Source organism: Pseudomonas oryzihabitans, assembly GCF_032027545.1.
In the GTDB taxonomy this organism is placed as follows: Bacteria; Pseudomonadota; Gammaproteobacteria; order Pseudomonadales; family Pseudomonadaceae; genus Chryseomonas; species Chryseomonas oryzihabitans_F.
The window spans coordinates 1-12803 of the sequence record NZ_JAVSJB010000025.1 but is presented as its reverse complement, the minus strand read 5'-3'; the positions used below and the strand labels follow the sequence as shown (position 1 = coordinate 12803).

At 68.2% G+C, this 12803-nt stretch carries 11 protein-coding genes; 6 read left to right on the top strand and 5 right to left on the bottom strand.

Translation table 11 applies throughout. The features are described from left to right. Positions 1-45 precede the first annotated feature (45 nt). Positions 46-690 (top strand): cAMP-activated global transcriptional regulator CRP, encoded by a 645-nt coding sequence (crp, locus tag RND78_RS24780; RefSeq protein WP_312732646.1) that lies wholly within the window; start codon positions 46-48, stop codon positions 688-690. 205 nt (positions 691-895) lie between these two features. On the opposite strand, the gene RND78_RS24775 is transcribed toward crp, so the two are convergent. From RND78_RS24775 to RND78_RS24755, 5 genes are all read right to left on the bottom strand, one after another. Further along, on the bottom strand, positions 896-2662 hold the full coding sequence (locus RND78_RS24775; RefSeq protein WP_312732645.1) for a BCCT family transporter: 1767 nt from the start codon (positions 2660-2662) through the stop codon (positions 896-898). Between the two features lie 268 nt (positions 2663-2930). Beyond that, entirely contained in the window at positions 2931-3755 is an 825-nt protein-coding gene (gene trpC, locus RND78_RS24770; RefSeq protein WP_312732644.1) for an indole-3-glycerol phosphate synthase TrpC, read from the bottom strand. Then, positions 3752-4801 (bottom strand): anthranilate phosphoribosyltransferase, encoded by a 1050-nt coding sequence (trpD, locus tag RND78_RS24765; RefSeq protein WP_312732643.1) that lies wholly within the window; start codon positions 4799-4801, stop codon positions 3752-3754. The genes trpC and trpD overlap by 4 nt, the downstream gene beginning before the upstream one ends. Further along, a complete protein-coding gene (locus RND78_RS24760; protein ID WP_312732642.1) occupies positions 4802-5395 on the bottom strand; it encodes an aminodeoxychorismate/anthranilate synthase component II in 594 nt (197 codons plus the stop codon). Between the two features lie 260 nt (positions 5396-5655). After that, positions 5656-6318 carry a GntR family transcriptional regulator gene (locus RND78_RS24755; RefSeq protein ID WP_312732641.1) on the bottom strand — a complete coding sequence of 221 codons (663 nt, stop codon included), beginning with the start codon at positions 6316-6318 and terminating at the stop codon, positions 5656-5658. Positions 6319-6525: 207 nt separating this feature from the next. Between RND78_RS24755 and RND78_RS24750 the strand changes: the two genes are divergently transcribed. From RND78_RS24750 to RND78_RS24730, 5 genes are read left to right on the top strand one after another with little or no spacing between them, the layout of a single operon-like run. Next, entirely contained in the window at positions 6526-7815 is a 1290-nt protein-coding gene (locus RND78_RS24750) for an NRAMP family divalent metal transporter (RefSeq protein WP_409457125.1), read from the top strand. A gap of 20 nt (positions 7816-7835) precedes the next feature. After that, positions 7836-8606, top strand: a complete 771-nt coding sequence (locus RND78_RS24745; RefSeq protein ID WP_312732639.1) for a 5-oxoprolinase subunit PxpA — start codon at positions 7836-7838, stop codon at positions 8604-8606. Beyond that, positions 8603-9409, top strand: a complete 807-nt coding sequence (locus RND78_RS24740; protein WP_312732638.1) for a putative hydro-lyase — start codon at positions 8603-8605, stop codon at positions 9407-9409. Before RND78_RS24745 ends, RND78_RS24740 begins: the two co-directional genes overlap by 4 nt. A gap of 10 nt (positions 9410-9419) precedes the next feature. Further along, on the top strand, positions 9420-11024 hold the full coding sequence (locus RND78_RS24735; RefSeq protein WP_312732637.1) for a 5-oxoprolinase/urea amidolyase family protein: 1605 nt from the start codon (positions 9420-9422) through the stop codon (positions 11022-11024). Then, positions 11021-12745 carry an acetyl/propionyl/methylcrotonyl-CoA carboxylase subunit alpha gene (locus RND78_RS24730; RefSeq protein WP_312732636.1) on the top strand — a complete coding sequence of 575 codons (1725 nt, stop codon included), beginning with the start codon at positions 11021-11023 and terminating at the stop codon, positions 12743-12745. The genes RND78_RS24735 and RND78_RS24730 overlap by 4 nt, the downstream gene beginning before the upstream one ends. Positions 12746-12803 lie beyond the last annotated feature (58 nt).

Sequence of the window (12803 nt, the reverse complement as noted above, 5' to 3'; positions counted from 1 at the left end):
CATCGGTGCCCCGACTCAGGTTAGTTTTCAACCTCAGGAATCAGCATGGCCGCTATCATCCCTCCCGCGAAGTTACAGCACATCGACAAGTTGCTCGCGCATTGCTCGCGTCGTCGCTACACGGCGAAAACCACCATCATCTACGCTGGCGACAACAGCGAAAGCCTATTCTTCATTCTCAAGGGGTCGGTCACCATCCTCATCGAGGATGACGAAGGCCGGGAAATGATCATCGCCTATCTCAACGCCGGGGATTTCTTCGGTGAGATGGGTCTATTTTCCAAGGAAGGCAACGAGCCCGAGCGTAGTGCCTGGGTCCGCGCCCGTACCGAGTGCGAAGTCGCCGAGATCAGCTACAGCCAGTTCCGCGAACTGAGCCAGCAGGACCCGGACATGCTCTTCTCCCTCGGTCGCCAGATGGCCGAGCGCCTGCGCCAGACCACCCGCAAGGTCGGCGACCTGGCCTTCCTCGACGTCACCGGTCGCGTGGCCCGCACCCTGCTCGACCTGTGCAAGCAGCCCGATGCCATGACCCATCCGGATGGCATGCAGATCAAGATCACCCGCCAGGAAATCGGCCGCATCGTCGGCTGCTCCCGCGAGATGGTCGGCCGCGTCCTCAAGTCCCTCGAAGAGCAGGGACTGGTCCACGTCAAGGGCAAGACCATGGTGGTGTTCGGCACCCGCTGACCCACCGTGCGCCTTTCCCCCGCCAGGTGCCGGGGGGAAGGCGCCTTCCTTTCGCCCGGGCCTCAGAGCCTGTTCATAATCTCGCGAGCTAGAGCCAAACAAGGCGAAAATGGCTGAGGAAGCGGAGTTTACGAGTGGTAAATGAGCATTCCGAAGCCGTTTTCAACGCCGTTTGGCCGACGCGCAGCAGATTTTGAACAGGCTCTCAGATCTCGCTCTTCTTCTCGCCCCGTACCTCGGCCGCTCCGCTGGCGGCGGTGGTCTTCGCCGACTTCGGCTCGCCCACCACGAAGTGGAATTCCTCGCCGTGCTTGGCCGCGCCATAGAGCACCGCCTTCTCGATCAATTCGGTCCCGCGCAGGTGCCTGAGCATCAGCGGATCGCTGCGCAGGTCGCGGTAGAGCGCCAGGCACAGCAAGGCCATCACCACCACGAAGGGCAGCGCGACGACGATGGTCAGATTCTGCAGGCCATTCAAAGCCGCGCCCGGATTGCCCGGGTCACCGATGGCCAGCATGATCGCCGCCACCGCGCCGGTGAGGGCGCCCCAGAAGATCACCGTGCGCCGCGACGGCTCGGTGGTGCCGCGCTCTGACAGGGTACCCATCACCAGGGAGGCGGCATCGGCACCGGAGACGAAGAAGATCGCCACCAGCACCATGACCAGCACCGAGGTGACCGAGGCCCAGGGGTAGCTGGCCAGCAAGTCGTAGAGGGCGAAGTTGCTGTTCACCGCGCCGTCGACCAGGGTGAAGGCCCCCACCCGCACGGCATCGATGGCCGCGCCGCCGAAGATCACGAACCAGACCACGCTGACCAGGCTGGGCACCAACAGCACCCCGGTGACGAATTGGCGGATGGTGCGACCGCGGCTGATGCGGGCGATGAACATGCCGACGAAGGGTGTCCAGGAGATCCACCAGGCCCAGTAGAACACCGTCCAGCTGGACAGCCAGTTGCCCATGGCGTCGCCACCGCTGGCACTGGTGCGCGCCATCATCTCCGGCAGCAGGTCGATGTAGTCGCCGATGGCGGTGGGCAGCAGGTTGAGCATCAACAGCGTCGGGCCGACGATGAAGACGAACAGCGCCAAGGCCACCGCCAGCACCATGTTGGTGTTGGACAGCCACTGGATGCCCTTCTCTACCCCGGACACGGCGGAGACGATGAAGGCGATGGTCAGCACCGTGATGATACCGATGTAGAGCAGCTTGCCCGGTTGCTCGATCCAGCCATTGTGCTCCAGGCCACCGGCGATCTGAAGGGCGCCCAGCCCCAGGGAGGCCGCCGAACCGAACAGGGTGGCGAAGATCGCCATCATGTCGATGACGCGCCCCAGGGGGCCATTGGCGTGCTCGCCGATCAGCGGCCGGAAGGCCACCGAGATGAGCTGGCAGCGTCCGCGACGGTAGGTGCCGTAGGCGATGGCGAGGCCGACCACGGCATAGATGGCCCAGGGGTGCAGGGTCCAGTGGAACAGCGTGGTGGCCATGGCCACCTGCAGGGCGGCACTGCTCTGCCCCGCTACGCCACCCGGCGGCGGGTTGAGGTAGTGCGACAGCGGCTCGGCGACGCCGAAGAACATCAGGCCGATGCCCATGCCGGCGCTGAACATCATCGCTACCCAGGATAGGGTACGGAATTCCGGTTGTTCGTCGTCGCGCCCCAGGGGAATCCGTCCGTAGCGACTGGCGGCCAGCCAGATGACGAAGACCACGAAGCCGGTGGAGGTGAGCACGAACAGCCAACCGAAGTGGGTGATGACCCAGGCCTGGGCGGTGGAGGCGCTGCTGGCCAGGCTGGCCTGACTGACGAAGCCCCAGACCACGAAGGCCAGCGCGGCGAGACTGGTGACGCCGAAGACGACCCAGTCCGTGGTGCCGGCGAGGCGCCGATCGCGCCGGGCCTCCTCGGTGCGCGACGGATCGGTGATGCTGATATCGAGTGTGTCGCTCTTTTCTGCCGTTGCCATGGTTCTGCTTGCCCCTGGATAGCCTGATGCACGGGAGCTGTCGCCAGCGGGAACGACGGCCATACAGCTCCCCGATTCGTCACGGTTTAGCGAATCGGCCGCCATTAACCGGGTTTAGGCAGGCGGAAAAAAACCCCTGCGTCGGCTGTGGACACACGGAGGTCGCTCTCGCTGTCCGGCAGCCGCAGGAGTCGACCTGGATCACTGCGCCAGAAAACAAAAGGCCCTGGTGTCCTCCACCAGGGCCTTCGCGAACGCGCCTGCGGGATCAGGCGTCGAGGGGGAAGCGCCGCTCCGGGAAGAACAGCCGCTGCAGCTCCTGGCCTGGCTCGTCGGCGCGCATGAAGGCTTCGCCGACCAGGAAGGCACGTACCTCGTTGATCTCCATCAGCTCCACGTCGGCACGATTGAGGATGCCGCTCTCGGTGATCACCAGCCGGTCGGCGGGAATGCGCGGCAGCAATTCCAGGGTGTGGTCCAGCGTCACCTCGAAGGTGTGCAGGTTGCGGTTGTTGATGCCCACCAGCGGGGTGTCCAGCACGGTCAGCGCCCGCTCCAGCTCGGCGCCATCGTGGACCTCGACCAGCACGTCCAGGCCAACGTCCTTGGCCACGGCGGCCAGTTCGCTCATCTGGCCGTCTTCCAGCGCCGCGACGATCAGCAGGATGCAATCGGCGCCAATGGCCCGGGCCTCCACCACCTGGTAGGGATCGATGAGGAAGTCCTTGCGGATCACCGGCAGCTGGCAGGCGGCGCGGGCCTGCTGCAGATAGGCGTTGCCGCCCTGGAAGAAGTCCACGTCGGTGAGCACGCTCAGGCAGGTAGCGCCGCCCAGGGCGTAGCTGTGGGCGATCTCCGCCGGGACGAAGTGTTCACGGATCACACCCTTGCTCGGCGAGGCCTTCTTCACCTCGGCGATGATGGCCGGCTCCTTGCGCGCCACCCGGGCCTGCAGGGCGCGGGCGAAGCCGCGCGGCGCATCGGCGGCGCGCGCCTGGGCCTCGAGTTCCGCCAGGGTGGTACGGGCCTTGAGCAGGGCGATTTCCTCGGCCTTGCGGGCCAGGATCTTCTGCAACACGGTGGGCACGGTCACGCGCGATTCTCCTCTCGATAGACGGAAGTGAAATGGGCCAGCTCCTCGAGCTTTTCCCGTCCCAGGCCACTGTAAAGGGCGTCGTGGGCCAGTAGTACCCCCTCGTGCAGGCTGTGGGCGAGATCGGCGGCATAGAGGGCGGCGCCGGCATTGAGCACGATCATGTCGGCGGCCTTCTGGCCGGCTTCGGTCTTGCGTCGGCCAAGGGCATCGCGGATCAGCGCCAGGGACGCCTCGGGGCCATCCACGGTCAGGCCGACCAGGGTCTGGCTCTTGATGCCCAAGTCCTCGGGCAGTACCTCGTACTCGCGGATACTGCCATCCTTGAGTTCGGCGACCTGGGTCGCCGCGGCCAGGCTGAATTCATCCAGGCCGTCACGGGAGTGCACCACCAGCACGTGGTGGCTGCCCAGGCGCTGCAGCACCTCGGCCAGCGGCCGGCAGAGGGCGGCGCTGAAGACCCCGACCACCTGGTGGCGCACCCCCGCCGGATTGGTCAGGGGGCCGAGCATGTTGAACAGGGTGCGCAGCCCCAGGGAGCGACGCGGACCGGCAGCATGGCGCATGGCGCTGTGGTGCGACTGGGCGAACATGAAGCCGACGCCCACCTGCTCGACGCAGCGGGCGATCTGCGCGGGCGTCAATTCCAGGTAGATGCCGGCGGCCTCCAGCAGGTCGGCGCTGCCGCTCTTGCCGGACACCGCGCGATTGCCATGCTTGGCCACCTTGCCACCGGCCGCCGCCACCACGAACACCGCGGCGGAAGAGACGTTGAAGATGTTGGCGCCATCGCCACCGGTGCCCACCACGTCGACGACATGGTCGAGCGTCGGCAGCACTACCGGGGTGGCCAGCTCGCGCATCACGCTGACCGCGCCGCAGATCTCGTCGATGGTCTCGCTCTTGATGCGCATGCCCATGAGGAAGGCACCGATCTGCGCCTCGTCGGCGCCGCCGGTCATGATCTGGCGCATCACCGCCTGCATCTCGGCCACGTTGAGGTCGAGTTGGCCGCTGATGCGATTCAGGGCCTGCTTGATGTCCATCTAGCGGTGCCCTCCCTGCTGCTGGAGGAAATTGGCCAGCAGATCGTGACCGTGTTCGGTGAGGATGGACTCGGGATGGAACTGCACCCCCTCGATCATGAACTCGCGATGCCGCAGGCCCATGATCTCGTCGATGCTGCCGTCCGGATGCTGGGTCCAGGCGGTGATCTCCAGGCAGTCGGGCAGGGTTTCGCGCTTGACCACCAGCGAGTGGTAGCGGGTCACGGTGAAGGGATTGGGCAGGCCGGCGAAGACGCCTTCACCATTGTGGTAGACCGGGCTGGTCTTGCCATGCATCGGCTCGCGGGCACGTACCACCTCGCCGCCGAAGGCCTGGCCCAGGCTCTGGTGGCCCAGGCAGACGCCCAGCACCGGCAGCTTGCCGGCGAAGCGCTCCAGGGTGGCCAGGGAAATGCCCGCCTCGTTGGGCGTGCAGGGGCCGGGGGAGACAACGATGCGCTCCAGCGCCAGTTCTTCGAGCGCCTCGACCGGCACCTCGTCGTTGCGCACCACCTTGACCTCGGCGCCCAGTTCGCCCAGGTACTGCACCAGGTTGTAGGTGAAGGAATCGTAGTTATCGAGCATCAGCAGCATGGCGGATCACCCTTGGAATCGATTGCAGCTGTTGAAGAGGACTCAGCTTCGCCACGGTGCCGGAAGCGGCTGGCCGGGGGCTGGAACAAGCAAGGCGGGCCGGACGTACCGGCGGGGGGATATCAGGCGCGCCAGCGCCAACGGGCGTGGGCCTTGAAGAGAGGCATCGAGAGGGCGGCGCTGCAGGTCACGGGATGGATTCCGACGTGGTTCTCTCCGCACATTAGCCCAGCCCGGCGCCCGGCGCAACCGCTGGCGGCTCAGGCCTTGAGCCGACCGTAGGCCGCCAGCACCGTCCGCTCGGACTGCACCAGATAGCTTTCCAGGGCGGCCGTGGCCTCGGCGGGCTTGCCCGCCTCCAACAACTCGACGATGGCGACGTTCATCTCCAGGTAAGGACCATGGAGAAATTCCGGATCGTTGAGCAGGCCGAAGGCCAGCCGTAGCTCGGCGGAAAGCTGGGCGTAGAAGGCCGACAGCCGCGGGCTGTCGGCGAGTTCGACGATGGCGGTGTGGAAGGCCATGTTACCGGTGCCCACCGCCACCCAGTCCTGGGCCGCGCGAGCCTGCTGGGCCGCCGAGACCGCCTCGCGCATGCGCAGCGCGCCCGGATGCCGCGGATAGGCCTGGGCCAAGGCCTGGCATTCGATGAAGCGCCGTACCCGGTAGATGTCGATGATCGAGGCCATGTCGGGCACGCAGACGAATACCCCGCGATTGGGCTCATGCTTGAGCAGTCCCTCCTGGGTCAGTATCCGGAAGGCCTCGCGCAGGGTATTGCGGGAGATATCCAGGCGCTCCGCCAGCGCCGCTTCGGAAAGCCGTTGGCCGGGTTTGAGCTCCCCCTCCACCAATTGGCGGCGGATCTCGGCGGTCACGGATTCGCCGAGGGTACGGGCATTGTCGGGCACGGGTGTCTTCATGGAGGTTCCGGGGCAAGCAGTTGCGCTGCCGATGGTGTCCGAGGGCGCGGGCTTAGGCAAGGAAACCCAGGCGGCGGCGCACCAGATGGTAGCAACCCTGGGTAGATGAGTAACAAAATGGTGCAAATGAAAGAACCAAAAATATATTTTTGTTGAACAATAAATACAGGTAAAACCTACAAATAATGGTTTTTGGCGGCCAGTGGCATGGAGGTTGCGTTAGCCGGACCTGCCTTCCCGACCAGGACCGCCGCCGTGACCCAGACCACCCATGCCGCCAATGCCTTTGCCAAGGACCGCCGAGCCTCACTGATCGCCGCCATCTTCCTGATGGCCACCTCGGCCATCGGCCCCGGCTTCCTCACCCAGACCGCTACCTTCACCGCCAAGCTGGGCGCCGCCTTCGCCTTTGGCATCCTCGCCTCCATCCTCATCGATTTCGTGGTGCAACTGAATGTCTGGCGCATCGTCGCCCTGACCCGCATGCGCGCCTCGGACATCGCCAACGCCGCCCTTCCCGGCAGTGGCTACCTGCTGGCGGTACTGGTGATCTCCGGCGGCCTGGTGTTCAGCCTGGGCAACATCGCCGGTGCCGGCCTGGGCCTGAACGCCCTGATCGGTATGGACCCGGCCTGGGGCGGCGCGCTCAGCGCCCTGATGGCGATCGGCATCTTCCTGTCGCACCGCGCCGGGATCGCCATGGATCGCATCATGGTGGTGCTCGGCGTGTTCAAGGTGACACTGATCGTGGTCGCCTGCTTCGCCTCCCATCCGCCCGTCGGCGAGGCCCTGCACCAAACGTTCTTCCCGGACGTGCTGGACTTCGCCTCCATCACCACAATCGTCGGCGGCACCGTCGGCGGCTACATCACCTATGCCGGCGCCCACCGCCTGCTGGACCGTGGCACCGTCGGCGTGGAAAACCTCGAGGCGGTCTCCAAGGCGGCGCTCAGCGGCATCCTGGTCACCGGCATCGCCCGCTACGTGCTGTTCCTGGCCATCTTCGGGGTGGTCGCCAGCGGGGTGGTGATCGACGTCTCCGGCCAGGCCGCCAACCCGGCCGCCCAGGCCTTCGACGCCAGTCTCGGCGAATACGGTCTGCGCGTGTTCGGCCTGATCCTCTGGGCCGCCGGCATCAGCAGCATCATCGGCGCCGCCTACACCTCCATGACCTTCATCACCGTGTTCTCCAAGACCATCACCGAACGGGCCCGCAACCTCTGCACCGTGGTCTTCGTGCTGATCGCCCTGGCCATCTACCTGCTGATCGGCAAGCCGCCGGCCGCCCTGCTGGTGTTCGCCGGTGGCTTCAACGGCCTGATCCTGCCGCTCGGCCTGACGCTGTTCATGTACGTCGGCTGGCGCCGTTCCGACCTCATGGAGGGTTACCACTACCCCCGCTGGCTGCTGGTGCTCGGCGCGCTCACCTGCCTGTTGTCGTGGTACATGGCGGTCAAGTCCGCCGGCCCCATCTTCGCCCTGCTCAACGCCGCCTGATCCCATCACAGGAGCCCCCTATGCCGACCATCGATCTGAACAGCGACCTGGGCGAAAGCTTCGGCCAGTGGCGGATGGGTGACGATGCCGCCATGCTCGACATCGTCACCAGCGCCAACGTCGCCTGCGGTTTCCACGCCGGCGATCCGGCCGGCATCCTGCGCACCCTGCAGGCGGCCGCTGCCAAGGACGTGGCCGTGGGTGCCCACGTCGCCTATCCCGACCTGGTGGGCTTCGGCCGGCGTAACCTGGATATCGCCAGCGACGAGCTGACCGCCGATGTGCTCTACCAGATCGGCGCCCTGCAGGCCCTGGCGCGCGCCGCCGGGACGCGGGTGACCTACGTCAAGCCGCACGGCGCCCTGTACAACACCATCGCCCAGGACCAACGCCAGGCCCAGGCGGTGATCGCCGCCCTGCGCCAGCTGGACGAGGGCCTGGTGCTGGTCTGCCTGGCCGGCTCGCCGCTGCTGGGCTGGGCCCGCGCCGCCGGCCTGACCTGTGTGGCCGAAGCCTTCGCCGATCGCGCCTACACCCCCGAGGGCACCCTGGTCTCGCGGCGCCTGCCCGGAGCGGTGCTGCACGATGCCGAACTCGTCGCCCAGCGCATGCTGCGCCTGGTGCAGGACGGCGTGGTGGAAGCCATCGACGGCAGCCTGACGCGCATCGAAGCCGAGTCCATCTGCGTCCACGGTGACAGTCCCGGCGCGGTCGACATGGCCCGCGCCCTGCGTCGCCATCTCGAACTCGCCGGGGTCACGCCCCGCGCCTTCACGGAGACCTACCCATGAATCCGCTCCAAGCAGCCCAGAACGCCGCCATCGACGCCGCCCGCGAGGCCCGCGCCCGCTACCGCGACGGCCTGGTCGCCCCCAGCGCCGGCGTCGCCCCCGGCATGACCCAGGCCAATCTCATCGCCCTGCCGCGCGACTGGGCCTACGACTTCCTGCTCTATGCCCAGCGCAATCCCCAGGCCTGCCCGGTGCTCGACGTCACCGACGCCGGCAGCTACCGCACGCCGCTGGCCGAGGGCGCCGACCTGCGCACCGACCTGCCGCTGTATCGCGTCTGGCGCGATGGAATGCTGGTGGAGGAAGTCGCCGATGGCCGCGCGGCCTGGGCCGAGCATCCCGACCTGGTGACCTTCCTGATCGGCTGCAGCTTCACCTTCGAGACCGGCCTGCTGGAAGCCGGCATCGAGATCCGTCACATCACCGATGGCAGCAACGTGCCCATGTACCGCACCAACCGCGCCTGCCGCCCGGCCGGCCGCCTGCATGGCGAGATGGTGGTGTCCATGCGTCCCATCCCCGCCGAGCGGGTCGCCGAGGCGGCCACCATCACTGCCCGCTACCCGGCGGTGCACGGCGCCCCGGTGCATATCGGCGAGCCGGCGCGGCTGGGCATCGCCGACCTGGCGCGACCGGACTTCGGCGATGCCGTGCGCATCGAGCCGGGTGAGATCCCGGTGTTCTGGGGTTGCGGCGTCACCCCCCAGGCAGCGGTCATGGCCTCCAAGGTGCCCTTCGCCATCACCCATGCGCCCGGCCATATGTTCATCACCGATGTGCCCGACCGCACCTATCACCTCTAGGAGAAGCCCCTTGCGTTTTCTGCCCGTCAACCTGGATGCGCTGCTGGTGGAGCTGGCCGATCTCGACGAGACCCTGGCCCTGTTCGACGCCCTGCAGGCCCGGCCGCTGCCCGGGATCGAGGAGATCGTCCCGGCGGCCCGCACCCTGCTGGTCCAGTTCCGCCCCAGCGCCCTGAAAGCGGCCGACCTGGTGGACCATATCGCCGCCCTGCCCCTCGGCGGCGGCGGTCGCGAGGCCGGCAAGCTCGTCGAGATCCCGGTGCACTACAACGGCGAGGACCTGGACGAAGTGGCCCGGCTGCTCGGCCTGAGCGTGGCCGAGGTGATCCGCCGCCATACCGGCAGCGACTACCAGGTGGCCTTCTGCGGCTTCGCCCCGGGCTTCGGCTATCTCAGCGGCGGCCCGGGCTTCCAGGTACCGCGTCGCCCTTCGCCGCGCACCCGGGTGCCGGCCGGCTCGGTGGCCATCGCCGGTGGTTTCGCCGCCGTCTATCCCCAGGCCAGTCCCGGTGGCTGGCAACTGCTGGGGGTGACGCCCCTGCACCTCTGGGACCTGTCGCGCCCGGAGCCGGCCCTGCTCCGTCCCGGCTATCGGGTACGCTTCCGCGACGCCGGACCGCTGCCCGCAGGCGGCCTGCCCGAGATGCCGGCTGCAGCACCCACCGCGCCGGTCACCGGGGATTATCTGGAAATCCTCACCCCCGGCCTGCGGACCCTGCTGCAGGACCTTGGCCGTCAAGGCCAGACCGGCCAGGGTGTCTCCGCCTCCGGTGCCCTGGATCGCGGCGCCCTGCGTGCGGCCAATCGCGCGGTGGGCAACGCGCCTGGCAGCGGCTGCCTGGAAATCCTGCTGGGCGGCTTCAGCTGCGTCTGTCACGGCCGGGCTCTGGTCGCCGTCACCGGCGCCCCGGCGCCCCTGGAGGTGCTCACCCGCGCCGGACGCCGGCTGCAACCCCTGCCCTACCAGCCCTTCCTCCTGGAAGACGGCGACCGCCTCAGCCTGGGCAGTCCGCCGGCGGGGCTGCGCAGCTACCTGGCACTGCGCGGCGGCTTCGCCGTGGCACCGGTACTGGGCAGCCTGGCGTTCGATACCCTGGCCAACGTCGGCCCGGCGCCCCTGGCCGCCGGCGACCGCCTGGGCTTCCATCCCAAGGTCGGCGGCGCTGCCGTGTCCTGTAGCGAAATGCCGCCCGTGACGCTGCCCAGCGCCGACCAAGAGGTGGTGCTCGACGTGGTCCTCGGTCCGCGCAGCGACTGGTTCACCCCAGCCGCACTGGAAACCCTGGCCGGGCAGAGCTGGCGCGTCACGCCCCAGTCCGACCGGGTCGGCATCCGCCTGGCTGGCGAGACGCCCCTGGAGCGCCGGGTATCCGGCGAGCTGCCCAGCGAAGGCACCGCCCTGGGTGCCATCCAGGTGCCGCCCAATGGCCAACCGGTGCTGTTCCTGGCCGACCATCCGCTCACCGGCGGCTATCCGGTGATCGGCGCCGTCGCCAGCCACCATCTGGACCTGGCCGGGCAAATCCCGGTCGGCGCCCGTATCCGCTTCAATCCGCTGGGTCCCTTTGCCGAACTGCGCCCCAGCGCTTCTCCCGCTGCCGAGAACACCCGATGAAAAAAGTCCTGATCGCCAACCGCGGCGAGATCGCCGTCCGCATCGTCCGCGCCTGCCGTGATTACGGCGTGGGTTCGGTGGCCGTCTACGCCGACGCCGACTTCGACGCCCTGCACGTGCACCTGGCCGACGAGGCCTATGGCCTGGAGGGCCAGCGTCCGGCCGAGACCTACCTGGACATCGCCAAGCTACTGGACGTGGCCCACCGCGCGGGCGCCGATGCCGTCCACCCCGGCTACGGCTTCCTGTCCGAGCGCGCCGACTTCGCCCGGGCGGTGCAGGAGGCCGACCTGACCTGGATCGGCCCGGACCCGGACACCATCGATGCGCTGGGCGACAAGGTCCAGGCCCGGCGGATCGCCCTGGGCGTCGGCGCCCCCCTGGTGGCCGGCACCGAGGACCCGGTGAGCGGTGCTGCCGAGGTGCTGGCCTTCGCTGAACAGCACGGCCTGCCCATCGCCATCAAGGCGGCCTTCGGCGGTGGCGGGCGGGGCCTCAAGGTGGCCTGGCGCCTGGACGAGGTGGCCGAGCTGTATGAATCGGCGGTCCGCGAGGCCACCGCCGCCTTCGGCCGGGGCGAATGCTTCGTCGAACGTTTCCTCGACCGCCCGCGGCACATCGAAGCCCAGGTGCTGGCCGACCGCCATGGCCGGGTCGAGGTGGTGGGTACCCGCGACTGTTCGCTGCAACGCCGCAACCAGAAACTGGTGGAAGAGGCGCCCGCGCCCTTCCTGGACGACGCCCTGCGCCAGCGCATCCACGCCTCCGCCCGCGACATCTGCGCCGCCGCCCGCTACGTCGGCGCTGGCACCGTGGAATTCCTGCTGAGCCAGGACGGCACCCTGTCCTTCCTGGAGGTCAACACCCGCCTGCAGGTGGAGCACCCGGTCACCGAGGAAACCAGCGGCCTGGACCTGGTGGTCGAGCAGCTGCGTATCGCCGACGGCCTGCCGCTGTCCTTCAGCGAGGTACCGGCGCCCCGCGGGCACAGCTTCGAATTCCGTATCAATGCCGAGGACCCGGGTCGCGGCTTCCTGCCCACCCCGGGCCCCATCACCGCCTTCCGCGCCCCCAGCGGTCCTGGCATCCGCCTGGACAGCGGCGTGGCGGCCGGCTCCCAGGTGGCGCCCAACTTCGACTCCATGATCGCCAAGCTGATCGTCACCGGCGCCACCCGCGAGCAGGCCATCGCCCGCGCCCGCCGTGCCCTGGCGGAGTTCAGCGTGGAAGGGGTCGCCACGGTGCTGCCCTTCCACCAGGCGGTGATGGCCCACGCCGACTTCACCGGCGCGGACTTCGCCGTGCACACCCGCTGGATAGAGACGGTGTTCGCCGAGCAGATCGCCCTGGCGCCACGTAGCGAGCCGGCTGACGACGGCGTACTGCGCACCTTCGTCGAGATCGACGGCCGCCGCCATGCCCTGGGCTTGCCCACCGTCCTGCTGCGCGGCCTGGCGGTGAACGCCCCAGCGGGCGAAACGGCTGCGCCAGCCCCCGCGGCGGACGCCAACGCCCTCACCGCCCCGGTGGCGGGCAACCTGCACGCCTGGACGGTCGAAGACGGTGCCCAGCTCCAAGCCGGTCAGGTCGTGGCCGTGATGGAAGCCATGAAGATGGAAACCCAGGTGCTCGCCCCGCGCGCCGGGCGCCTGGCGATCACCCAGGCGCCCGGGGACTATCTGGCCGCCGGGGCGATCCTGGGACGGATCGAAGAGGCCTAGCGAGCGGACCTATCGCGGCCATGGGCCGCTCCTACAGGGGGTGATGCTTTTGTAGGAG

Coding starts and splice junctions, on each gene's coding strand:
- crp (WP_312732646.1), top strand. CDS start 46: ATGGCCGCTATCATCCCTCCCGCGAAGTTACAGCACATCGACAAGTTG.
- RND78_RS24775 (WP_312732645.1), bottom strand. CDS start 2,662: ATGGCAACGGCAGAAAAGAGCGACACACTCGATATCAGCATCACCGAT.
- trpD (WP_312732643.1), bottom strand. CDS start 4,801: ATGGACATCAAGCAGGCCCTGAATCGCATCAGCGGCCAACTCGACCTC.
- RND78_RS24760 (WP_312732642.1), bottom strand. CDS start 5,395: ATGCTGCTGATGCTCGATAACTACGATTCCTTCACCTACAACCTGGTG.
- RND78_RS24755 (WP_312732641.1), bottom strand. CDS start 6,318: ATGAAGACACCCGTGCCCGACAATGCCCGTACCCTCGGCGAATCCGTG.
- RND78_RS24750 (WP_409457125.1), top strand. CDS start 6,526: ATGGAGGTTGCGTTAGCCGGACCTGCCTTCCCGACCAGGACCGCCGCC.
- RND78_RS24745 (WP_312732639.1), top strand. CDS start 7,836: ATGCCGACCATCGATCTGAACAGCGACCTGGGCGAAAGCTTCGGCCAG.
- RND78_RS24740 (WP_312732638.1), top strand. CDS start 8,603: ATGAATCCGCTCCAAGCAGCCCAGAACGCCGCCATCGACGCCGCCCGC.
- RND78_RS24730 (WP_312732636.1), top strand. CDS start 11,021: ATGAAAAAAGTCCTGATCGCCAACCGCGGCGAGATCGCCGTCCGCATC.